The 22,733-nt window shown below is 64.8% G+C and carries 15 protein-coding genes; 10 read left to right on the forward strand and 5 right to left on the reverse strand.

What is annotated here, in order from left to right; genetic code table 11:
- Nucleotides 1-156: 156 nt before the first annotated feature.
- The 3 genes from ACQR0Z_RS09945 to ACQR0Z_RS09955 form a co-directional block, all read right to left on the reverse strand.
- Nucleotides 157-1,290, reverse strand: coding sequence for a hypothetical protein (locus ACQR0Z_RS09945; protein WP_434918475.1), 1,134 nt, complete (start codon nucleotides 1,288-1,290; stop codon nucleotides 157-159).
- Between the two features lie 104 nt (nucleotides 1,291-1,394).
- The gene (locus ACQR0Z_RS09950) at nucleotides 1,395-2,603 is read right to left on the reverse strand and encodes a hydrolase (protein ID WP_434918726.1); all 1,209 of its coding nucleotides are present in this window, start codon (nucleotides 2,601-2,603) and stop codon (nucleotides 1,395-1,397) included.
- A 51-nt stretch (nucleotides 2,604-2,654) separates the two neighbouring features.
- A complete protein-coding gene (locus ACQR0Z_RS09955) occupies nucleotides 2,655-4,157 on the reverse strand; it encodes an MBOAT family O-acyltransferase (RefSeq protein WP_434859503.1) in 1,503 nt (500 codons plus the stop codon).
- 98 nt (nucleotides 4,158-4,255) lie between these two features.
- Between ACQR0Z_RS09955 and ACQR0Z_RS09960 the strand changes: the two genes are divergently transcribed.
- The 4 genes from ACQR0Z_RS09960 to asnB all read left to right on the forward strand — a co-directional run bounded on the left by ACQR0Z_RS09960 (nucleotide 4,256) and on the right by asnB (nucleotide 10,151).
- Nucleotides 4,256-4,414 (forward strand): hypothetical protein, encoded by a 159-nt coding sequence (locus ACQR0Z_RS09960; protein ID WP_434879074.1) that lies wholly within the window; start codon nucleotides 4,256-4,258, stop codon nucleotides 4,412-4,414.
- An 81-nt stretch (nucleotides 4,415-4,495) separates the two neighbouring features.
- On the forward strand, nucleotides 4,496-5,575 hold the full coding sequence (locus tag ACQR0Z_RS09965; RefSeq protein WP_434859504.1) for a hypothetical protein: 1,080 nt from the start codon (nucleotides 4,496-4,498) through the stop codon (nucleotides 5,573-5,575).
- Nucleotides 5,576-6,187: 612 nt separating this feature from the next.
- Entirely contained in the window at nucleotides 6,188-8,164 is a 1,977-nt protein-coding gene (locus tag ACQR0Z_RS09970) for a TIGR04372 family glycosyltransferase (protein WP_434918476.1), read from the forward strand.
- Nucleotides 8,165-8,180: 16 nt separating this feature from the next.
- On the forward strand, nucleotides 8,181-10,151 hold the full coding sequence (gene asnB / locus ACQR0Z_RS09975; protein ID WP_434918477.1) for an asparagine synthase (glutamine-hydrolyzing): 1,971 nt from the start codon (nucleotides 8,181-8,183) through the stop codon (nucleotides 10,149-10,151).
- 3 nt (nucleotides 10,152-10,154) lie between these two features.
- Here the strand turns inward: asnB and ACQR0Z_RS09980 are convergent, their stop codons facing one another.
- Nucleotides 10,155-11,117, reverse strand: a complete 963-nt coding sequence (locus ACQR0Z_RS09980) for a lysylphosphatidylglycerol synthase transmembrane domain-containing protein (RefSeq protein ID WP_434879077.1) — start codon at nucleotides 11,115-11,117, stop codon at nucleotides 10,155-10,157.
- 195 nt (nucleotides 11,118-11,312) lie between these two features.
- On the opposite strand from ACQR0Z_RS09980, the gene ACQR0Z_RS09985 reads away from it, so the two are divergent.
- The 6 genes from ACQR0Z_RS09985 to ACQR0Z_RS10010 all read left to right on the forward strand — a co-directional run bounded on the left by ACQR0Z_RS09985 (nucleotide 11,313) and on the right by ACQR0Z_RS10010 (nucleotide 21,951).
- Complete coding sequence (locus tag ACQR0Z_RS09985) at nucleotides 11,313-12,596, forward strand: nucleotide sugar dehydrogenase (RefSeq protein WP_434918478.1); 1,284 nt, start codon at nucleotides 11,313-11,315, stop codon at nucleotides 12,594-12,596.
- A gap of 10 nt (nucleotides 12,597-12,606) precedes the next feature.
- Nucleotides 12,607-13,623 carry an NAD-dependent epimerase gene (locus ACQR0Z_RS09990; protein WP_434918479.1) on the forward strand — a complete coding sequence of 339 codons (1,017 nt, stop codon included), beginning with the start codon at nucleotides 12,607-12,609 and terminating at the stop codon, nucleotides 13,621-13,623.
- A 12-nt stretch (nucleotides 13,624-13,635) separates the two neighbouring features.
- Complete coding sequence (locus ACQR0Z_RS09995) at nucleotides 13,636-15,048, forward strand: mannose-1-phosphate guanylyltransferase/mannose-6-phosphate isomerase (protein ID WP_434879080.1); 1,413 nt, start codon at nucleotides 13,636-13,638, stop codon at nucleotides 15,046-15,048.
- 69 nt (nucleotides 15,049-15,117) lie between these two features.
- The gene (locus tag ACQR0Z_RS10000; protein ID WP_434918480.1) at nucleotides 15,118-17,337 is read left to right on the forward strand and encodes a tetratricopeptide repeat protein; all 2,220 of its coding nucleotides are present in this window, start codon (nucleotides 15,118-15,120) and stop codon (nucleotides 17,335-17,337) included.
- Between the two features lie 90 nt (nucleotides 17,338-17,427).
- Nucleotides 17,428-19,650, forward strand: coding sequence for a tetratricopeptide repeat protein (locus ACQR0Z_RS10005; protein WP_434879082.1), 2,223 nt, complete (start codon nucleotides 17,428-17,430; stop codon nucleotides 19,648-19,650).
- Nucleotides 19,651-19,731: 81 nt separating this feature from the next.
- Complete coding sequence (locus ACQR0Z_RS10010; protein WP_434918481.1) at nucleotides 19,732-21,951, forward strand: tetratricopeptide repeat protein; 2,220 nt, start codon at nucleotides 19,732-19,734, stop codon at nucleotides 21,949-21,951.
- Between the two features lie 7 nt (nucleotides 21,952-21,958).
- Here the strand turns inward: ACQR0Z_RS10010 and ACQR0Z_RS10015 are convergent, their stop codons facing one another.
- Entirely contained in the window at nucleotides 21,959-22,672 is a 714-nt protein-coding gene (locus ACQR0Z_RS10015; protein ID WP_434918482.1) for a DUF1223 domain-containing protein, read from the reverse strand.
- Nucleotides 22,673-22,733 lie beyond the last annotated feature (61 nt).

The following is a 22,733-nucleotide window of genomic DNA, read 5'->3' on the forward strand; positions in this document are numbered from 1 at the left end:
TTCACAGCGGCCAATCCTGCTGAGACATGCTGCGTTCATGCCCGGGATGGTCGTCTCCACACGCGCCGCGCGGAGATCTCGCGTTGTGCCCTTGAACGTCGCGGCCGATGGCGACGGAGAGCAAGAGCGATGGAGGGGAGGATCCTCGCGCTCTGGTCAGTGATAGAGATCGAACTGCTCTTCCTTGCGGTCGAGGTCGGCCGCGAGTTCGTTGCGATCGATGCGCGGGAAGTGCCTGCTGAAATCGGGGCGGTTCAGCAATGCGAGATAGGTCTTCAGCATGCCGCGTTCCGAGGGATGAGCCGGATCGAAGAAGTTCTCAGTCGTCTGCGAAATCTCGGTACGGCTCATGTCGAAGAACGAAATTCCCAATTGCGCGAATCTGCTTGCGGTCTGCGTGCTCTTCAGCTCCCGCCACAATCCTGAATAGGGCCAGTAGTTTTCGTCGGTATCGAGGAAAGCCGCGGCGCTCTCCAGCAGAGGGTACTGAATAGCGATCACCGTGAAATTGCGCTCGCGCGCCAGTCGGGACAGCCGCTCGATCTCGCCGAGCTGCCGCTCGCTGAGATGCTGGGCTCCGGGAAAGGATGACGTGACGTATTGAGCGCCGCGCGCCAAGGTTTCCGCGGCAAGATTCCGATAGGGCGGAGCGACCATCACCGAACCGTCCTTGCGGAAGCCGAATTGGCCGCGAATGGCCTCGGTCCCGATCAGCCTGTTGCCGTCGATCGGCTCGTGCTGGGGAGTGGTCACCGCGGAGAGGATGGCATCGCGGTTGCCATGGGTTCGCATGACGAAGTCGATGACATCGTGCAATTTCCGACGATGCGACGCCAGCCCCTGGCTGAAGTCCATCGTGCGCTCCTTCTGCCAGACTTCTGCGAGAGAATCGCCGAACAGGAAGTAATCCAGCGCGACGATGACGACACGAGGTTTGGCGACGTGAGTGGCGCGGTCGATGAAGTCGACGACGTGGGTGAGCGGCCACGCCGTCAGGCATGCATTGTAGGCGACATAGGGCCGGAACATCTGGTCGCGGGCCTGACCGCACCGCGAGCTGCCGACAAGCAGCACCTCGGGTTGAACCTGCTTGATCCGTTCGAGCTTGAACGGAGCGTAGTCCTTGAAGGAACCGAGCCAGAGAAGATGGTCATTGTGGGTTTGCTCGGCAGCGATGGTCGAGAGAGGCACTGTCGCACCCAGCCGCCAGCCGAGCCATTCGAGGCTCGCAAGCATCGGCGAAAATACTGCCGCGAACAGCGCCAGGACAACTACAACATAGCGCGTCACGGCCGATGCCAACCCCGCCTCGAATTGCTCGAAACTCTAGCTTAAGTCTCGGAAAAATCCACCGTTATCCGTACTTTCCCAGGGGGCTCCCGTCCACCCCGGCGCTAGCGTCTTTCGTCATCCCCAATGGCTGTTGTCGGCGCTTGATGCCCGGCCGCGGTGTCGAGGTTGCGCTCGATCTCAGTTGCGTCGATGTTCGCGAACATGCCGCGGAACTCATCATCCTTGAGCAGATGCAGCATCACCTTGGCGGCGCCACGTTCTGCAAGATGATAGGCGTCGACAAAGCTCGCGGTCTCGTCCTCGAATTCCAGTCGTCCCAGATCGAAGAGCGGAATGCCCAGCGTCCTCAGCCAATCGCGCATGTCCTGCGTGGCAAACTCGCGCCAGGCGCCGAACCCGTAGCGACCGCCTTGTTCGCGATCCAGCAGTTCGATGCCGGCGCGGATGAACGGAAGTTGCACCCCGAGCAAGGTGATGCCACGCGTCCGCGCCATCTCGGCCAAGGCAGCGATTGGCCGCTTGAGCCAGGGGGAGATGCCTGCCGCACGCGGCAATGTGTCGGCGAGGGTGGCGGCGTTCATGAATCGGGACCGGGCATCAGCCAGGTGCGCGGGTGAATACTGGTAAGAACCGTCGCTGCGGAAACCTTCTTCGTGAAGGATCGATTGGGTTCCGGTGAACACCGTCGGCGCATTCAAATAGTTTCGGAAGGTGGCCGGATGGCGGGCCGCCGTCCGGGCGAAGTCGAGCAGGCTGCCGCTCAGGTAGGAGAGCGGCCAATTCTCGTGCATCTTTCGCGTGATCGCGAACCATTCCTCCCATCTGTCGGCGAACAGGAAATGGTCCAGCGACAGGATCGCTATCCGCGGTCGGTGTTGCCGCGTGGCCAAGTCGAACAGCGTGGCCGTTTGGCCCGTGGTCCAGGCGGTGAAAGACAGATTGTAGAAGCGGTACGGCTTGAACATCTCGGCGCGGAATGCTCCGGCGCGAGACGTGCTGATCCATATGATGTCGGGGCGCTCTTGCTCCAGCCGCGCCAGCTTGAACGCCGCATTGTAGCGCAAATCGTAGGGAAGCACGATCTGCTCGGGATTGTCCCGTTGCGAGTTGGCAAGCTGCTGCAGGCTGCTCGACGCACCGAACCGTTCTCCAGCCCGAAAAAGACCGAGGGGAGGCAGGTAGCCCGCGAGTGCGGAAGCCGCCAAGACGCTGATGACATAGCGTCTCGTCCGGTCGGGCTGCGGAGGGGCATCGGCTCGCTGCGGCGAACCAATCACGCTGCGATCGTCGCCTTCGCCGTTCGTCAGCATCGCCAATCGTCAAGTTCTGCCGGATCAGCCCCGCGGATCATCTGAGGGCGACTAGAACTGGAAGTAAAGGAACTGCGACGTGTCGCCGGCGATGATGTTCATGAGGACGGCTGCGACCAGCGCGACCGATGTGCCGATCGCCCAGGGCAATGACGGACGCCACTTCAGACTGAGAATGCTCCAGGGGCGCGGATTGTGATAGGTTTCGAGCCCGACCTTCCACCGATCGAACATCGCGTTCACGTTGGGCAATCCCAGGCAGGCCGCATAGCCCAGCACGATTGCCAGCATGATCCGTGCGTCGATGAGATTGCTGATCGTGATTTTTTCGGAGTTCGAGAGACCGACCATCCCCTTGATCAGCCTCACGGCCGCAGCGGGATTGTCGGCGCGGAAGAACACCCACGCCAAAACGACGACGAACTGCGTCAGCAGCAGCGCGGCTGCGGCGTACCAGATGGAGCTGGACAAACGCGCGAGCGTCGGCTGTCGCTGAACGAACTTGCTCCAGCGGTGATTGATGATGAGGAAGAGCCCGTGCAGGGCGCCCCATATCACGAAGGTAAAACCGGCGCCGTGCCAGAGGCCGCCGAGCAGCATGGTCGTGAACAGGTTGATGTTCCGCCTGTGCTCGCCGTGACGGTTGCCCCCGAGAGGAATGTAGAGGTAGTCGCGCAGGAAGCGTGACAGCGAGATGTGCCAGCGGCGCCAGAACTCGACAATGTTCTGTGATTTGTACGGCGAATCGAAGTTGAATGGCAGCTTGATGCCGAACATGATCGAAATCCCGATCGCCATGTCCGAATAGCCGGAGAAGTCGAAGTAGATCTGCAGCGAATAGGCGAGCGCGCCGCCCCAGGCGTCCATCAGATGGAGATGGCTGGAATTCGCGGCCTGGAAGACGGGATTGGCGACGAGGCCGAAACCATCGGCAATGAACGACTTCTTGAACAGGCCGATGGTCAGGATCGTCAGGCCGATGGCGATGTTCTCGAGCGAGATCTTCCGGCTTTCCTCCGAGCCGAACTGCGGCATCATCTCGCGATGATGGAGGATCGGTCCTGCGATCAGATGCGGGAAATAGGTGACGAACAGGCCATATTTGACGAAGCTGCGCTCGTCGGAATAGCCGCCATAGACGTCGGCGAGATAGGCGATCTGGGTAAAGGTGAAGAAGGAGATTCCCAGTGGCAGCACGATCGCGAGCGAAGGATACTTCGATGCGCTCAGCGCGTTGAGGATCTGAATGCCGAAATTCGTGTATTTATAGAAGGCCAGCGCCGCGAGATTGAGCGTAATGGCACCGGCGAAGAGACCGCTGCGCGCCTTCCCCTGTTGTCCCGCGATCAGCAGGCCCATCGTATAATTGAAGACGATCGAAACGAGAATGATCGGGACGAAATGGATGTCCCAATAGCCGTAAAACGTCAGCGATGCGGCGGCCAGCCAGCTCAGGCGCGCGACGGGAGAAACGACAAACCGCGCCAGCAGGAAGTATCCGGCGAACGTCACCGGCAGGAACAGGAACAGAAACTCGAACTGCGTGAAGAGCATGGAAAGTTTCTTGGTGTTGCCGCGGGTTAATTTGGTTTATCAACGATCGTACGCCATGCCAAGGTTATCCTGGGTGCGGGCGTCGAAAGTCTGTGGGATTGTGGTTCTCCGACACGCCGTCGGACTGGCTGAACGGTGCTGATGATGCTTTAAGTCCGCAAGCGGCTTCGTCAAATCTGATCGGCAACTCGCAAATGCGCGCCGCGCTGCTGCGGCTGGCGCTCCAGGAAACGGCTCTGCGTTCAGGGGTGGCGTGAGCTGGTCAGTTGGTGGCTACACTCGAGGGGCAGCGAACGCTCCTCAGCATGTTCCGGAATCCGTGGAAGTGAGATCGAGCCATGTCATCAGTCGCCGGAGCGGGGGCCAAGTCCGAAGCCGGGTCCGAAGCCAAGTCTGGAACGCCCGCGGTCCGACGCTACCTTCTCGTTGTCGGCCTTTGCGGAGTTGTCGTCTTTGGCCTGTTCGTCGTCGGCATTGCCCTGTTTTCATATGACGGCTGGACGTTTCGCGACGGCTGGCTGCAGATACCCCGCCAAGGCGATGCCGGATGGTACCGCGATTTCGGCGGGCGCAATGTGCCGCAAATCCAGGATCAGGACGTCTTCTTCAGCAATGTCGGCTCATCAGTCGACGCGGCCCGGAGCTCGGACATCGTCTTTCTCGGCCCATCGTTCGTCGGTTATGCTCTCGATCGCCGGACGCTTCTCGCAGACCCGCAGCTGTCTCGCCTGAAGATCTACAACATGTCCTTCCTGGGTCTGCGCGGGGGCGAGTTCTCCCGTCGGCTCATCGAGCGCTGGAAGATCCACCCGCCGCTCTGGGTGATCAACGCCGACGATCAGTTCGTCCACTTCTTCAGCAACGATCTGAATGTCACCCTGGGCCCGCAAAAAATGCCGATCGCTGCGGTGACGCGCACGCGGCTTCGTGGATATCTGACGGTCGTGGGGCGCAATCTTCATTGGCGCATCGAGGACATGGTGGCTGCGTATCGCAGTGGGCAGTTCACCCCATCCGGGCTGTACCGGAACATTTCCGACGGAGACCTCGGGCTGGACGCAAATCCAGCCTATGTCGCGGACGGCAACAAGCCGCTCGTTTCAGCGCGCGACCCGGACTGCCATACCACGCCCGTGATTGTCGACTACGCGAAAACGATGCTGAAGGAGATCGGCGGTCGCGCTGTGCTTACCCTGGTTCCGCACAGCCAGTCATGCTTGAAGCAGGCCGAAGAGCTGGCGAAAGCGCTCGACGTGGATTTGATCGCGCCGCCCTTCGACGGCATGACGACCGTGGACGGCGGCGGTCACCTGGACCGCCGGGGCGCAGAAAAATACACGAGCTATCTCGCGCGCGAGATCGTCCGGACGCGGGCGTTCAAGCAGGCATTTTCCAGCAGGCTCGGACTTGCCGACTGAAGTTCATGCGACATGGCGGCCGCTTCATGTTGTGAGAAGCGGATGTCGTCCCGCGGCGCCAGATGAGATCGATTCGCAGGCGCGTTGGCGTACGGAATCTCCCGATTGGGCTGACGAATCTCGGTTCACGAGCCAGGGGATGGGGAGGCTACCGGGCAGGGGGCTCCGTTCATCGAAGCCGGCAATCGTGCAGGACAGGTCGAAGCGTGCGGTGTTCGCTGAACGCGCTGTATAGCGCGGTGGCATGTGTTCGCGGTGAGATTCGGTTTGCGCCGAGCTGAAAGCCAGATGAACAGCAAGGCAGCAAGTTGCGGATTTCTGCACTCTGTCGGCGCCGATCAGTCTGTCGCGAGGTTCGGCTTGGCTTGGCAGCATTCGCTCTGCTATACGTCGTGCCTGGGGCAGACGATACAACTTTGGATCATCCATTGCCGAGCTGATAGCTCGGCAATGCCCGTTGTTCCTTGGGGCTTCGCATTCTTATGAATTCATTCTCGAAGCTGATCGTCGACATCGTATTTGCACGCAACTTGCTTCGGTCATCCAACCCAAGCTGAATCTGTCTGCGGGGAAGCAGGTACATCGGCTCCGTTGGGGCGTTACCGGAGGAAGTTGAAGCTCAAAATGAAGCCCGCTCGCTATCGCAGGTTTGTCTATCTGGCTTTCATCACGTTCGGCGCGGCGCTGAGTCTGCTGCCGCGGCGATTGGTGTTCCTTGGTCTCGTCGTCGCCGAGTTCGTGAGATTGCCGCTGCGTGAGCGGATGTACCAGGCCTACTTTCCCTACGTCACTTCTCATCTCGCGGAGCACGCTGACTACCGCTATTCGACGGCTCTCAGTCGTCGCTTCTATCGGGCATCGATCCATGTCCTGTACCGGATCGGAGCCTATCGGGAGGTGATCGAGTCTGTGCGTCGGGAGACGTTGCGTTTGGACAGCCCGGCCGTCAGGTATGCGCTCGTGAGGTCGCTCTTCGAACTGGGCGAGTTCGATGAAGCCCTGGATGCGGCAGCGGGAGCGACAGACGACGATCTGATCCGAATCATCGATCTCGCCTTTCACAGGGCGATGCTCCAGATCATTGACGGCGATGAAGCGGGTGCGTTGGACGCGCTATTCTGGGCCTGCCGGGGCAGCCTGCATTTTTTTCGTCCTCATCAGAATATCGCTGCTCGCGGTTCGTCACGCTATTTTCCCAACCAGATCGATGTGCTCTCGGGAGCGCCCGGCCGGCTGTTCGATCTGTGCAACTTCACTGGACAGCGGGTGACGCATGTCGGACGCGGCGAGCTTGGAACTCGCTTGTTCGAACGTGCTTTGGACGCGCAAGAGGAACTCCGCCAATCGCCACCGCTGCTATCCGCAGAGTTGGCAGACCTGCTCCGCCGACTCGACGTCTCCCTGGAGGAGCTGCGTTTGGTGCCGGAGGAATGGGCCACCCAGATCGGCCATCTGGGGATGCTCGACATTCTGTTTCGTATGCGTGAGCTTCGCTGGTGGTCGGGCAAGGCGGTGATCGTTGCGCGCCCGGGATTGATTGCCAACGACCCATTCTTCCGTCTTTTCGAACGCTTCGGTCAGATCCTCGTGGTCGGTGAGTCGATCTCTGAGCGGACCGCACATGAGTTGTTGTCCCTTCAGCGGTGGTATGGCTTGAATTTCAATGCGTGCCGGCTGCCGGACGGACGTGCCGTGCCGTGGCAGGAGGCGGGAGCGATCGCCATCGAGCAATGGGAGCGCGAAGGACGACCGCATCCGTTGCGGGAGGTCTATGATCAGGCGACCAATCTCGCGGATGTTGCCGCCGACGGATTCCGGCGGCTCTGTTCCAGATACGGAATGAAGCCCGACGACTGGTACGTCTGCTTGCACACCCGCGATGCAGCCCACTATTTCGAGTTCATGGGGACGGGGCAGACGCATCGCAATGCGCCGATCGAAACGTCGCTCGAGGCCATCCGACTGATCACCTCGCGGGGTGGATGGGTGATCAAGCTTGGTGGGCCAAAATCTCCCAAGCTTCCTCCGATGGAGCGAACCATCGACTACGCATTGAGCGAGTTCCGCTCGGAGTTGATGGATGTTCATTTGATCCGTCATGCCCGGGCCTTCGTCGGGACCACGTCCGGGCTGACGAACGTGGCCGTGAGCTTTGGGATTCCCTGTGCGATCGTCAACGCCATCACGACCGATGCCCAGCTGTGGCACGCCAATGTCCGTTTTGCGTTGAAGCACGTGAGGCTGAGGGATGGAACAACGCTGACGCAGCGGCAGCTGACAAGCGAGCCGTGGCGATGGCGGGTTTTTGATGCCGCCGTGCTGGGCAGGAACGGCGCGCACCCGGAGAACAATTCGTCCGATGAGATCTGTCATGCGGTCGAGGAGGTCCTGGCGTTGGCCGAGGGACGATCGGCGGAATTCGAGGCCCGCTATGACACGGCGGGACTTCTGGACCGCTGGAAGCGCTCCCTCGCGCTGCCCTATTTCTACGGTCCAAGTCGTCCCAGCCTTGCGTTTCTCGCCAAGCATGAGAAGACGTTTCTCCTGAATGAGACCGGGGTCGCCGAGCTCTGCCTCGGAGAGCCTTAACGTCGAACGAGAACTCATGTGCGGCATAACCGGACTGTTGCGGCCGGGCGGGGCTGACGAGAGCATGCTGACCGGCGTCGTCGCCGGCATGACGGCGGCGCTCGCCCATCGTGGGCCGGATGCATCGGGGCTGTGGACACGGGCCGATGTCGGTTTGGCCCTCGGCCAGCGGCGACTGGCGATTCTCGATCTTTCCGAGGCGGGCGCGCAGCCGATGCACAGCGCCTGCGGGCGCTACACCATCACCTTCAACGGCGAGATCTACAACCATCTCGAAATTCGGGCCGAACTGGAGGCGTGCGGCGGGGCGCCAAACTGGCGCGGCCATTCCGACACCGAGACGCTGCTTGCCGCCGTCAGGCAATGGGGCATCCAGCCGGCGCTGCAGCGCCTGATCGGCATGTTCGCGTTCGGGCTATGGGATGCCGAGACTCGGCAGCTGACCCTGGCGCGCGATCGCTTCGGGGAGAAGCCGCTGTTCTACGGCTGGTGCGGCACCGACCTGGTCTTTGGTTCGGAGCTGAAGGCGCTCGCCGCGCATCCATCCTGGGCGCCGTCGCTCGATCGCGCGGCGCTGACATCGTTCATGCGCTATTCCTATGTTCCGGCGCCCGCGACGATCTGGACCGGCCTGCGCAAGCTGCCTTCGGCCTCGTTCGTGAGCTTCTCCGCGAACGCCGCGTCGGGAAGCCTGCCCGCGCCGCAGGCCTATTGGTCGCTGCGGGACGTCGTCGTCGCCGCCCAATCCGATCGCATCCAGAGCGAGCCGGACGCGGTTGCGCGGCTGGAACAGCTGCTGTCCGCCGCCGTGAAGCGCCAATGCCTCGCGGACGTGCCGCTCGGCGCCTTTTTGTCCGGCGGCGTCGATTCGTCGACCATCGTCGCCTTGATGCAGGCCCAGACGAGCCGGCCGGTGCGCACATTCAGCATCGGGTTTGCGGAGGGCGGCTACAACGAGGCCGAGGATGCGCGCAAGGTGGCGCAGCATCTCGGCACCGATCACACCGATCTCTATGTCGATGCCCCGACGGCGATGGACGTGGTTCCCAAGCTCCCGCTCATCTACGACGAGCCGTTCGCCGATTCCTCGCAGATTCCGACCCATCTGGTGGCGCAACTGGCGCGCCGCCACGTGACCGTGGCCCTGTCCGGCGATGCGGGCGATGAGCTGTTCGGCGGCTACAACCGGCATGTCTGGGGCGAGCGGCTGCAGGCGCGCCTCGGCCGGCTGCCGGTGCCGGTGCGGCGGATGATCGGGGCTGCTCTTGGTGCTGTCGCGCCGGAACCCGCGGACACGATCCTGTCGGCGCTGCAGCCCATTCTTCCGGGGCGCTTGAAAGTGCGGCATGCCGGCGATCAGGTCGCCAAGCTCGGCCGCCTCATGGCCGCGGACGGTTTCGAAAGCCTGTACCGGACGTTGTGCTCGATCGACCAGGATCCCGCCCGCACGGTGATCGGCGGTGAGGAGCGCGCCGGCTGGGCGGCCGATGAACTGCACAAGCTGACGCAACCGCTCGATCCGCTCGATCGCATGACGCTCGCGGACTCCCTCAGCTATCTCAGCGACGACATCCTGCAGAAGGTCGATCGCGCCGCGATGGCGGTGGCGCTGGAGACGCGCGTGCCGTTCCTCGACAAGGACGTCGTCGAATTCTCCGCCAGGGTTCCCGCCAGCATGAAGGTGCGCGATGGCCGCGGAAAATGGCTGCTGCGGCAGGTGCTGTATCGCCATGTGCCCGCCGAGATGATCGACCGGCCGAAGACCGGCTTCAGCATCCCGATCGACGCCTGGCTCCGCGGCCCGCTGAAATCATGGGCAGCGGATTTGTTGTCGTCATCGCGGCTGCAGCGGCAAGGCCTGTTCGACCCCGCGCGGGTAACGCGCATGTTCGACGAACATCTCAGCCGCCGGCACAATCACGCCTACTGGCTGTGGAATGTGCTGATGGCGCAGGCTTGGCACGACCAATGGGCGGCCAACCGTTAAGCGTCACTCCTCCGCGGTCGCGGGGATGGCCATCCGGCCCGCGCCCTTCTCGGCGCTGAGAATCCACACCAGCCCGCCCATGCCGCCGACGATGAAGTAGATCGCGCCGAACAGGATCGAGACCACCGTGCCGTCGGCCGGCGCCAGCCCCGCATAGCCGAACGTCACCATCATGGTGGCTTCGCGCACGCCCCAGCCCGCGATCGAAATCGGCAGCATCGTGATCAGCATGATCGGCGGCGTCAGCAGGAACAGCTGCTCGAAGCCGACGGACGCTGCGATCGAGCGCACGGCGCACCAGGCGATGACGACTGCCAGCACGTGGACGGAGAGCGAGAGCGCGGCGATCTTCACCGCGGTGGCCTTGCCGAAGATCACCTTGTTGGCGATCACCGAGCAGGCATAGACGTGACGCGTCGGCCACCACGCCTTCATCCACGCGGCGGGCAGGTAGCCGATGATCAGAAAGCCGGCGCCCGCCGCCAATGCGGCGGCGTCGACGAACACCAGCGCGAGGCGTCCGTTCTCGTTGGCAATCAGGCCGTAGCTCCACGGCAGGCTCGCGACGATGATCAGCGCCAAGGCGATGAACCCGACGGCGCGGTCGGTCAGGATCGAATAGCTGGCCGCGCGCCATCCGGCGCCGGTGCGGCCGATCAGCCACAGCCGCACGGCATCGCCGCCGATCGAGGAGGGCAGGGTCTGATTGAAGAAGGCGCCAATCATGTTGTAGCGGAAGGCGCGCATGTCGGTCAGCGGCGCCCCGCACAGTGCCGAGATCTCGCGCCAGCGCAGCGCGCCGATGAAAATCTGCAGCAGCGTGATCGCCACCCCCAGCACGATCCAGCCGATGCTGATCTGGCTGAGCCGCTCGCGGATCGCCGCGAAGTTGATCCCGCGCAGCGCGAGATACAGCAAAGCGAGCGAAACCACGATCCGGAGAATGAGAATCAAAAACGCTCGCATGCGAGGGCTGGCTTCGCTCTTGGTTGAAAGGTCCCAAGCCGAGTGCGAGACGCGCAACTCCCGTCCTGGCGGCATCGAGGCCCGGATGGGACCGGCCCATCGGGGCGGCCGACCCCTTGCGGTCCCGATGCCCCGGTGGCTAAACAGTCGCAGGGGTGGCGTCAATGGCCTCCGAAACGACCGGAATATCAATTTATGTCTCATGGCCGGAAGATTGCGGTGATAGGCCTCGGCTATGTCGGCCTGCCGGTCGCCGCCGCGTTCGCGCGCGCGGGCTGCCCGGTCATCGGGTTCGACATCGATGCCGTCAGGGTCGCCGAGCTCCGCGAGGGCCGGGACCGGACCTGCGAAGTGGATGCGGCCGACCTGCGCTGGCCCGGCCTGCGCTTCAGCAGCGACCCTGGTGAGATGGCGGCGGCCGACTTCTTCATCGTCACCGTCCCCACACCGATCGACAGCGCGCGCCGGCCCGATCTCGGCGCCATGCTCGCCGCGACCCGCGCGGTGGGCGCCGTGTTGAAGCGTGGCGACATCGTCGTCTACGAGTCCACGGTCTATCCGGGGGCGGTCGAGGAGGACTGCGTGCCGCTGCTCGAAAGCGGCTCGGGGCTGCGGGCCGGCCGCGACTTCAACGTCGGCTATTCGCCGGAGCGCATCAATCCCGGCGACAAGACGCATCGCTTCGAGACCATCACCAAGGTGGTCTCGGCCCAGAACGCCGAGACACTCGAGACGGTGGCCGCAGTCTACGGCTCCGTCGTGACGGCCGGCATCCACCGCGCGCCATCGATCAAGGTCGCCGAGGCGGCCAAGGTGATCGAGAACACCCAGCGCGATCTCAACATCGCGTTCATGAACGAGCTGTCGCTGATCTTCCAGGCGCTCGACATCGACACTGGCGACGTGCTGGCGGCGGCCGGAACCAAATGGAACTTCCTGCCCTTCACGCCCGGCCTCGTCGGCGGCCACTGCATCGGGGTCGATCCCTATTATCTCACCTATCGCGCCGAGAAGGCGGGCTATCACCCCGAGGTCATCCTCGCAGGCCGCCGGATCAACGATGAGATGGGGCGGCGCATCGCGCGGGAATGCATCCGTGGGCTTTTGAAGCGGCGCGGCCGCAGCGGCGTCGTCACCATCCTCGGCATGACGTTCAAGGAGAACGTTCCTGACATCCGCAATTCCCGCGTGATCGACATCATCAGCGAATTGCAGTCGTTCGGCATCGAGGTGCAGGTCGCCGATCCGCTCGCCGATGCCGCCGCCGTGCATGAAGAATACGGCATCGGCCTCACCCCGATGACGGAGCTGCAGCCTTCCGACGCCGTCGTGCTCGCGGTCTCGCACGATCCGTTCCTGGCCGGCGGCTGGCCGCTGGTTCAGCGGCTGTTGCGCGAGGAGAGCGGCCTCGTGCTCGACGTCAAGATGAAGCTCGACCGCGCGAGCAAACCCGCCGCCATTGAACTCTGGCGACCGTAAGGAAGTGACCATGGCCGATCAGCCCATCCTCGTGACCGGCGCCGCCGGCTTCATCGGCTTTCACTTGTCACGGAAGCTGCTCGCCGAGGGGCGGCAGGTCGTCGGGCTCGACAATCTGAATTCGTACTACGATCCCAAGCTGAAGGACGCGCGCCTCGAGATTCTCAAGGCGCAGCCCGGCTTCACCTTCCACAAGCTCGATCTCGTCGACCGCGCCGGCGTCAAGGCGCTGTTTGCCCAGCATCGCTTTCCCGCGGTGGTGCATCTCGCCGCCCAGGCCGGCGTGCGCTACTCGCTGGAAAATCCGCACGCTTACGTCGACGCCAATCTCGAAGGCTTCATCAACGTGCTCGAGGGCTGTCGGCATCACGGCTGCGGACACCTGCTGTTCGCCTCGTCCTCGTCGGTCTATGGCGCCAATACGAAGCTGCCGTTCTCGGTCAAGGACAATGTCGACCATCCGATCAGCCTCTATGCGGCGAGCAAGAAGGCCAACGAGCTGATGGCGCATTCCTACAGCCATCTCTACCGGCTGCCGGCCACAGGGCTGCGCTTCTTTACTGTCTACGGCCCCTGGGGCCGGCCGGACATGGCGATGTTCATCTTTGCCAAGGCCATCCTGGCGGGACAGCCGGTCAGGCTGTTCAATCACGGCCAGATGCGGCGTGATTTTACCTATGTCGACGATATCGTTCAGGCCATCGGCCGCCTGATCGGCCGTCCGCCACAGGGAAACCCGGATTGGGATGGAAACAGGCCCGATCCCTCGAGCAGCCGGGCGCCATGGCGGGTTTACAATATCGGCAACAATCACCCCGAGCAGTTGACCGACGTGATAACGCTGCTGGAGAAGGAATTCGACCGGCCGGCGATCAAGGAGATGCTGCCGATGCAGCCCGGGGACGTCGAGGCGACCTATGCTGACGTCAGCGACCTCGAACGGGACATCGGCTTCCGGCCGGCGACGTCGATCGCCGACGGCATTTCACGTTTTGCGAAATGGTATCGCGACTACCACCAGATTTGATGGACTGATTTCATGACCGGACGCATCATTCCCCTCATCATGTGCGGCGGCGCCGGGACCCGGCTGTGGCCGGCCTCACGCGAAGTGCGGCCCAAACAGTTCCTGCCGCTGTTCGGCGCGCGCTCCACCTTCCAGGACACGCTGCTGCGCGTGTCGGACGCTGACCTGTTCGCGCGGCCGATCATCATCACCAACATGGCCTATCGCTTCATGGTGCTGGAGCAGCTGGCCGAGATCGGCATCGAGGCCGATGTCCTGCTGGAGCCGATGCGGCGCGACTCTGGGCCGGCGATCGCCGCCGGCGCCGCCTTCGCCCAGTCGCGCGATCAGGATGCCGTGGTGCTGGCGCTCGCGGCCGATCATATCGTGCGCGACAACACGGCCTTCGTGGCGGCCTGCCGGCAGGGGCTGGCGGCGGCGGAAGCCGGCCGGATCGTCACCTTCGGCGTCAATCCGGAGCGTGCGGCGACGGAATACGGTTACATCAGCCCTGGCGCTGTGGTCTCCGGAGAAGTACGGGCCGTGGCCAAATTCGTCGAGAAGCCGGACCAGCCGACCGCCGAGCGCTACATCGGCGAGGGCTATCTCTGGAACAGCGGCAACTTCATGTTCCGTGCCGGCGTGCTGCTCGACGAGTATCGCAAGTATGATGCCGGCAGCGTGCAGAGCGTCGCCGACGCGGTCGCCAAGGCCGGCCGCGATCTCAGTTTCATCATCCTGGACTCCGATGCCTTCGCGGCGGCCAAGCCGATCTCGATCGACTATGCCGTGATGGAGAAGACCGAGCGGGCCGCCGTCGCGCCGGTGTCGTGCGGCTGGTCCGACGTCGGCTCGTGGCACGCGGTCTGGGAGCTGTCCGACAAGGACGGGCAGGGCAACGCCGCGCGCGGCACCGCCGTGTTCGAGGATTCCCGCAACTGCAACGTCGTCACCGACAAGGCGCTGGTGGCGCTCGAAGGTGTCGACGATCTCGTCGTCGTGGCCGCGCAGGACGCGGTCCTGGTGTCGCGCCAGCGCGACGCCAACGGGCTGAAGCGGCTGGTCGCCAAGCTCAAGACCGTGGCGCCGGAGGTCACCGAGGCGCACATCAAGGTCCACCGGCCCTGGGGCAGCTACCAGTCGGTCGACAATGGCGAGCGCCACCAGGTCAAGCGGATCGTGGTGAAGCCCGGCCAGCGGCTGTCGCTGCAGAAGCACTACCACCGCTCCGAGCACTGGATCGTCGTCCGCGGGGCGGCGCGCGTCACGGTCAACGAGACGGTCAAAACCGTCCACGAGAACGAATCGATCTATATCCCGATGGGCGCGGTGCACCGGCTGGAGAACCCGGGCAAGATCCTGCTGGAGCTGATCGAGGTCCAGACCGGCTCGTATCTCGGCGAGGATGACATCATCCGGATCGAGGACGATTACCGCCGCGAGTAAAGCGGGCGCTCGCCGCGAATCAGGCGAGCCGTGCTAGATAGCCCCGGATCAGCCCGCCGGAGAGCTTCGTTGCAAAGCACGATCGGATCGCGCGCGTTCCAGAACGCGCGCCTGCAGAAGAAGAACCGCAAGCAGGCCGATGGCCTGATGCCGAAGGCCGTCGAGGCCTATCGCGCGGGCCGGCACGCGGAGGCCCAGGCCATCTGCGGCCAGGCGCTCGGCCTCGTACCCGATCATTTCGACGCTCTCCACCTGCTGGGCGCCTCCGCGCTCGACAGCGGCCGGTTCGATCTCGCGGAGCAGGCGCTCACTCGTGCCGTCGCCGTGGAGCCCCGCAACGCCGAGGCGCTTTCCAATCTCGGCCTCGTGCTGTTCAGCCTGAAGCGCTACGAGGAGGCGCGCGCGGTGCAGGAGCGCGCCGTCGCGCTCAAGCCGACCTTTGCGACGGCCTGGACCAGCCTGGGCAACACCTTGATGAACATGCAGCTGTTCGCGCAGGCGATCGAAGCGCATGACCGCGCCATCGCGCTCAAGGCCGACTTCGCCGACGCTTATTGCAACCGGGGCATGGCGCAACTGCTCCTGCTGCGCAACGAGGAGGCAAGGCAGAGTTTCGATCGCGCACTGGCCCTGGCGCCGCGCCACATGCAGGCGATGTTCGGCAAGGGGCTCGTCAGCATCAATCTGCGGCACCTCGAGCCGGCGCTGGCGGCCTTCAATGCGGCGCTCGCGCTCAAGCCGGGAGCGGCCGCCGTGATCGCGCAGCGCGGCCGGCTCTACGTGCAGATGGCACGGTTCACGGAGGCCGAGGCGGATTTCGATGCTGTGCTGGCGGTCGATCCCGGGCAGGAGTCTGCACTGCTCGGCAAGGCGCATGTCTGCGTCCTGACCGAGCGGATTGCGCCAGCGATGGTCGCCTGCAAGCGGGTGCTCGAGCAGAACCCGAGGTCCGAGGTGGCGTTGATCTGGCTCGGCACCTGTCTCGCCAAGCAGGGCGATACCGCCGGCGCCATCCAGCATTTCGACCGCGCCCTCGAGATCAAGCCGGATTTCGAGGATGCCATCCTGAAGAAGATCTTCGCGCTCGATTTTTATCCCGGCGCCGACGTCGCCGTGCATCAGGCGGTCCGGCGCGAATGGTGGGAACGCATCGGCGCGCGCATCCCCCAGCGCCAGTTCGCCTCCATCGACCGCAATCCAGACCGCCGCATCACGGTCGGCTACGTGTCGTCGGACTTCCGCAGCCATTCGGCGGCGCTGACCTTCCTTCCGGTGCTGCGCCATCACGACCACGCCGCCTTCAAGGTCGTCTGCTACTCGTGCTCGACGCAGCTGGATTCCGTCACCGAGCAGTGCAGGGCGACGGCCGACATCTGGGTCGATGCCGCCCAGATGTCCGACGACGAACTCGCCGACCGCATCCAGGCCGATCAGGTCGACATCCTCGTCGACCTCTCCGGCCACTCGGCCGGCAACCGCCTCACGGTGTTCGCGCGCAAGCCCGCGCCGATCCAGGTCACGGCCTGGGGTAATGCGACCGGCACGGGATTGCCGACCATGGACTACTTCTTCGCCGATCCGGTCTCGGTGCCGGAGGCGGTGCGGCCGTTGTTTGCGGAAAAAGTCTACGATCTTCCGGCGCTGATCACGACCGATCCGCTGCCCGGCGCGCAGGCGACGCCGCTGCCGATGCTGCGCAACGGCCACGTCACCTTCGGCGTGTTCAACCGGGTCGACAAGATCTCCGATCATGTACTGACTGTCTGGGCCGCACTGCTCCGCGCGCTTCCCGACGCCCGCATCATCATCAAGAACGGGGCGCTCGACGATGCTTTCCTGCGCGACGGACTGATCTCGCGCTTTGTGGCGCACGGCATCGTCGAAAGCCGGCTGACCTGCCTGGGATCGTCGATGCGGCAGGAGCACATCGCAGCCTTCGCGGAGATCGATATCTCGCTCGATCCCTTCCCGCAGAATGGCGGCGTGAGCACCTGGGAATCGCTGCAGGCCGGCGTGCCCGTCGTGGCGAAGCTCGGCAACAGCTCCGCCTCGCGCGCCGGCGGCGCGATCGTGAAGGCGATCGGGCTCGACGACTGGGTCGCCGAGGACGATGACGGCTACATCGCGACCGCGCTCAAGCATGCGGCTGATCCCGAGGCGCTGGCGCGTGTCAGGGCCGAACTGCCGGCGCGTGTCGCGAACTCCGCCGCCGGCAATGTCGAGGCCTACACGCGCAAGGTCGAGGACGGCTATCGCCAGTTCTGGCGCGACTATTGTGCCGCTGGCTGACGGTCCTGCGTTCGCGTTCACTGTCCTCTCCCTGTTCACGCGTCCCATTGTTCGAGTGAGTGCTAATGCGTCACCCCCTGGAGGCCACTCGTGGCAAGCAATGTCGGTTCGCGCGCCTTTCAGACCGCGCGGCTGCTGAAGAAGCATCGCAAGCAGGTCGATGATCTCCTGCCGCGCGCGGTCGCGGCCTATCGCGCCGGCCGGCGGGCCGAAGCGCAGACAATCTGCGGCCAGATCCTGGCGCTGCTGCCCGACCATTTCGACGCGCTGCATCTGCTCGGCGTCGTCGCGCTCGACAGCGGCGAGATTGATCTAGCCGAGCAGGCGCTCACGAAGGCGGTCGAGATCGAGCCGCGTCATGCCGAAGCGCTGTCCAATCTCGGGCTGGCGCTGTTCAACCGCAAGCGCTTCGAGGACGCCCGCAAATGCCAGGAGCGGGCGATCGCGCTGAAGCCGAATCTGCTGGTCGCGCTGACCGGGCTCGGCAACACGCTGATGCGTCTTGGACGTCCTGACGAGGCCATCGCCGCGCATGACCGCGCCATCGCGCTGAAGCCGGACTATGCCGACGCCTATTGCAATCGCGGCATGGCGCTGCTGCCGCTCAACCGCAACGCCGAGGCGATCCAGAGCTTCGACCGTGCGCTGTCGCTGAATCCGCGTCACATGGAGGCGCTGTTCGGCAAGGGGCTGCTCAGCCTCGAGCAGCGCCATCTGGCGGAGGCGCTCGCTTGCTTCGATGCCGCGCTCGCGATCAGGCCGGGTGCGCCGCTGGTGCTCGCGCAGCGTGGCCGCCTGCATCAGATGGCTGGGCGCTTCGACCTCGCCAAGGCGGACTACGTGGCGGCGCTGGCGCGCGATCCGATGCTGGAGATTGCGCTGCTCGGCAAGGCGCAGCTCGACCACTTCACCGACATCGCCCAGGCCGTCGATGGCTGCCGCAAGGTGCTGGAGCAGAATCCGCGCTCCGAAGATGCCTGGCTGTGGCTCGGCATCTGTTTCGGCAAGCAGGGTGAGCTGGACGCCGCCATTGCGCATTTCGATCGCGCGCTGGAGATCAGGCCCGACTTTCCGGAGGCCATGACTGCGAAGATCTTCACGCTCGAATTCCTGCCCGATGCGGATTTCGAGCTGCATCAGGCGGTCAGGCGCGAATGGTGGCAGCGCATCGGCAGCCACATCGCGCGCCGAGCGCCGCCGCCGCGCGACCGCGATCCGGAGCGGCGGCTGACGATCGGCTACGTCTCGTCGGACTTCCGCAATCACTCCGCGGCGCTGACCTATCTGCCGGTTCTGAAGCATGCCGACCGGCAGGCGTTCCGCATCTGCTGCTACGCCTGCTCTCCCGTGAATGACGCCGTGACTTCGCAGTTCCGCGCCTGTGCCGACGTCTGGATCGATGCCTCGCAATTTTCCGACGATGAGCTCGCCGATCAGATCGAGGCTGACGGCGTCGATATCCTGGTCGATTGCTCCGGTCACTCGGCCGGCAACCGGCTGCCGTTGTTCGCCCGCAAGCCCGCGCCGGTTCAGGTGACGGCCTGGGGCAGCGGCACCGGCACGGGGATGCCGACCATCGACTACTTCTTCGCCGATCCCGTGACGGTGCCGGAGGCCGTGCGCCCTCTGTTCGCCGAGCAGGTCTACGATCTGCCCGCCGTGATCACCACCGAAGCCTTGCCCGGCCTCGTGCCGACGCCGCTGCCGATGCTGCGCAACGGCCATGTGAGTTTCGGCGTGTTCAATCGCCTCGACAAGGTCTCCGATCCCGCGCTCAGTGTCTGGACGCGGATCATGCAGGCGCTGCCGGACTCGCGGATCGTGATGAAGAGCAGCTCGCTGGACGATCCCTTGTTGCGCGACCGCCTGCTGGCGCGTTTCGCGGCCCATGGCGTGGCGCCCGAGCGCGTGGTCTGCCTCGGCCGGTCGACGCGCGAGCAGCAGATCGCGCAGTTTGCCCTGGTCGACATCTCGCTCGATCCGTTCCCGCAGAATGGTGGCGTCAGCACCTGGGAATCGCTGCAGGCCGGCGTGCCCGTGATCGCCAAGCTCGGTCGAAGCGCGGCGTCGCGCGCCGCGGCCGGGATCGTCTCGGCGGTCGGGCTCGGCGCATTCGTCGCCAGGGATGACGATGCCTATGTTGCGCTCGCCGTGAGCTGGGCCTCCAGGGCGGAGGAGCTGGCCAAGCTGCGCGCCGAGCTGCCGGCGATGGTGGCGAACTCGGCTGCCGGCAATGTCGCGACCTACACGCACAAGGTCGAGGAGGGCTACCGCCTGTTCTGGCGTCGCTATTGCGCAGGCGCCGGAGAGTGAAACAAGCGGTGGCCTCGGACGAGGCCACGCAAATGTTCGTCGCGTTCTCAGGATCTGCATACTGCCTCGGGGGGCAAGTCTTTGGCTAGCAATGTCGGGTCTCGCGCCTTTCAGAACGCGCGGCTCCAGAAGAAGCACCGCAAGCAGGCCGACGAGCTGATGCCGCGCGCCGTCGCCGCCTATCGGTCCGGCCGTCACGCCGAGGCGCAGGCGATCTGCGGTGAGATCCTGGCGCTGCTGCCGGATCATGTCGATGCGCTGCATCTGCGTGGCGTCACAGCGCTCGACGGCGGCCAGTTCGAGCTGGCCGAGCAGGCGCTGACCAGGGTGGTCGAGATCGAGCCGCGCCATGCCGAGGCACTGTCCAATCTCGGCCTCGCGCTGTTCAACCGCAAGCGGTTCGAGGAGGCGCGCAAATGCCAGGAGCGTGCGATCGTGCTGAAGCCCAATTTGCTCGTCGCGCTCACCGGCCTCGGCAACACCCTGATGCGGCTGGGGCGGCCGGAAGAGGCGATAGCAGCGCATGACCGCGCGATCGTGCTGAAGCCCGACTACGCCGATGCCTATTGTAATCGCGGCATGGCGCTGTTGCCGCTGGCCCGCAATGCGGAGGCCAATCAGAGCTTCGAGCGGGCGCTGTCGCTCAATCCGCGCCACATGGAGGCGATGTTCGGCAAGGGGCTCGCGAGCATTGCGCTCCGCCATTCCGACGAAGCGCTGGCGGCCTTCGATGCCGCGCTCGCAATCAAGCCGAACGCCGCGCAGGTGCTGGCGCAGCGCGGCCGGCTGCATCAGCAGGCCGGACGCTTCGACAAGGCGATGCCCGATTTCGAGGCCGCGCTCGCGCTCGATCCGCGCCACGAGGTGGCGCTGCTCGGCTTCGCGCAGCTCAGCGTCGTCAGGGACAACATCGCCCCCGCAATGGATGCCTGCCGCAAGGTGCTCGAGCTCAATCCGACTTCCGAGGTCGCCTGGACCTGGCTCGGCGAATGCTTCTGCAAGCAGGGCGATCTCGCGACCGGGCTTGCGCATTTCGATCGCGCGCTCGATCTCAATCCGGCCTTTGGCGATGCCATCACTGCGAAGATCTTCCTGCTCGATTTCATGCCGGACACCGGCTTCGCCCAGCATCAGGCGATCAGGCGCGAATGGTGGACCCGGATCGGCGCCGCGATCGAACGCCGTCCGCCGCCCGTGCGTGATCGCGATCCGGAGCGGCGGCTGACCATCGGCTATGTCTCGTCCGATTTCCGCAGCCATTCGGCGGCGCTGACTTTCCTGCCGGTGCTGCGCCATCACGACCACGCCGCGTTCAAGGTCGTCTGCTACTCCTGCTCGCCGCTGCGCGACGCGATGACCGAGCGGTGCCGCGCGGCGGCCGACCTCTGGGTCGACGCCTGGCAGATGTCGGACGAGGAACTCGCCGATCGGATCGACGCCGATCAGGTCGACATCCTCGTCGATCTCTCCGGCCATTCCGCCGGCAACCGGCTGCCGGTGTTCGCCCGCAAGCCGGCGCCGATCCAGGTCACCGCCTGGGGCAGCGGCACCGGCACGGGACTGCCGACCATCGACTATTTCTTCGCCGACCCGGTCACCATCCCGGAGCCGGTGCGTCCGCTGTTCGCCGAGCAGGTCTACGACCTGCCGGCCGTGATCACCACCGACCCGCTGCAGGGCTGGCAGCCGACGCCGCTGCCGATGCTGCGCAACGGCTTCGTCACCTTCGGCGTCTTCAACCGCATCGACAAGATCTCCGATCCCGCGCTCGCGCTGTGGGCGCGGATCATGGGCGCGCTGCCGGAGGCGAGGATCGTCATCAAGAACGGCGCGCTCGACGATGCGCTGGTGCGCAACGCGCTGATCGCCCGCTTCGTCAACAATGGCATCGCGCAGGAGCGCGTCACCTGCCTCGGTCTGTCGACGCGCGACCAGCACATCGCCCAGTTCGCGAACATCGACATGTCGCTCGATCCGTTCCCGCAGAACGGCGGCGTCAGCACCTGGGAGTCGCTGCAGGCCGGCGTGCCGGTCATCGCCAAGCTCGGGGAGGGCGCCGCCGCGCGCGCGGCCGCGGCGATCAACGTCGCGGTTGGTCTCGATGACTTCGTGGCGAGCGATGACGACAGCTATCTCGCCATCGCCCTCAAACATGCCGCGGCGCCCGGGGAGCTCGCGAAGCTGCGCGCGGCGCTGCCGGCGATGGCCGCCAATTCCGCGGCCGGCAACGTCGAGACCTACACCCGCAAGGTCGAGGAGGGCTATCGTCAGTTCTGGCGCCGTTTCTGCTCCTCCTCCTGACCTCGGGCTACAAGCGCGCGGCGCCGACGATGCGGCCGTCCGGCGCTTCGAGCAGGACGGCGGCATCCTCGCCCTCCGGCATCGACTCGGTCAGCCGCAGCGCGATGCCGCTCCAGTCGCCGAGCGAGCGCACCGAGCGCACCACGTTCAACTCCTCCAGCGTGCGGCCGCCATTCTCGCCGCGCCGGATCGGCGTCTCGTGCCGGCGGTCGAAGCCGACCAGCAGCATGCGGCCGCGTCCTTCACCGCCACCGACATCGACCGTGAGCTTGTCACCGTTGCGCGCGAGCCTGACGCTCGCCGCCGTCGTGCTCGCGCCCTTGGCGCGGTCGATCGCTGGCCCGATCTCGGCCCTGTTGGAGCCGACATGGCTGGTCACCCCGTCGATCACGATCTCCGGCGTGTAGGAGCCGTCGCCGAAGCGGCTGCCATAGCGGGCCTGGCGATCGGTCGCCGCCTGCAGTGAGAACGGGTCCTTCCAGCCCAGGCGATCCCAGTAGGTAACGTGGAAGGCCAGCGGCAGCACGTCGCGTCGCTGCCGCACCATCTCGTTGAGATACGCATTGGCCGGCGGACAGGAGGAGCAGCCCTGCGAGGTGAACAGCTCGATCACCACCGGCCTCTCCGCCGCGGCAGCGGCCGACGGTGCCCAGGGCGCGAACGACGCCAGCAGCAGGGCGAGGTGCCAAGCGTGGCGAAACGAGGCGAGGCGGATGGTCATGGGCTTTCTCCCGCGATGTGACATGGCTCTGTCTTCGCCGGGGCGATCCATCGCGTTACCT

It is taken from the genome of Bradyrhizobium sp. HKCCYLS3077 (assembly GCF_051167555.1).
Classification (GTDB): domain Bacteria; phylum Pseudomonadota; class Alphaproteobacteria; order Rhizobiales; family Xanthobacteraceae; genus Bradyrhizobium.

Coding starts and splice junctions, on each gene's coding strand:
- ACQR0Z_RS09990 (WP_434918479.1), top strand. CDS start 12,607: ATGGCCGATCAGCCCATCCTCGTGACCGGCGCCGCCGGCTTCATCGGC.
- asnB (WP_434918477.1), top strand. CDS start 8,181: ATGTGCGGCATAACCGGACTGTTGCGGCCGGGCGGGGCTGACGAGAGC.
- ACQR0Z_RS10015 (WP_434918482.1), bottom strand. CDS start 22,672: ATGACCATCCGCCTCGCCTCGTTTCGCCACGCTTGGCACCTCGCCCTG.
- ACQR0Z_RS09980 (WP_434879077.1), bottom strand. CDS start 11,117: ATGCGAGCGTTTTTGATTCTCATTCTCCGGATCGTGGTTTCGCTCGCT.
- ACQR0Z_RS09955 (WP_434859503.1), bottom strand. CDS start 4,157: ATGCTCTTCACGCAGTTCGAGTTTCTGTTCCTGTTCCTGCCGGTGACG.
- ACQR0Z_RS09950 (WP_434918726.1), bottom strand. CDS start 2,603: ATGCTGACGAACGGCGAAGGCGACGATCGCAGCGTGATTGGTTCGCCG.
- ACQR0Z_RS09985 (WP_434918478.1), top strand. CDS start 11,313: ATGTCTCATGGCCGGAAGATTGCGGTGATAGGCCTCGGCTATGTCGGC.
- ACQR0Z_RS09965 (WP_434859504.1), top strand. CDS start 4,496: ATGTCATCAGTCGCCGGAGCGGGGGCCAAGTCCGAAGCCGGGTCCGAA.
- ACQR0Z_RS09995 (WP_434879080.1), top strand. CDS start 13,636: ATGACCGGACGCATCATTCCCCTCATCATGTGCGGCGGCGCCGGGACC.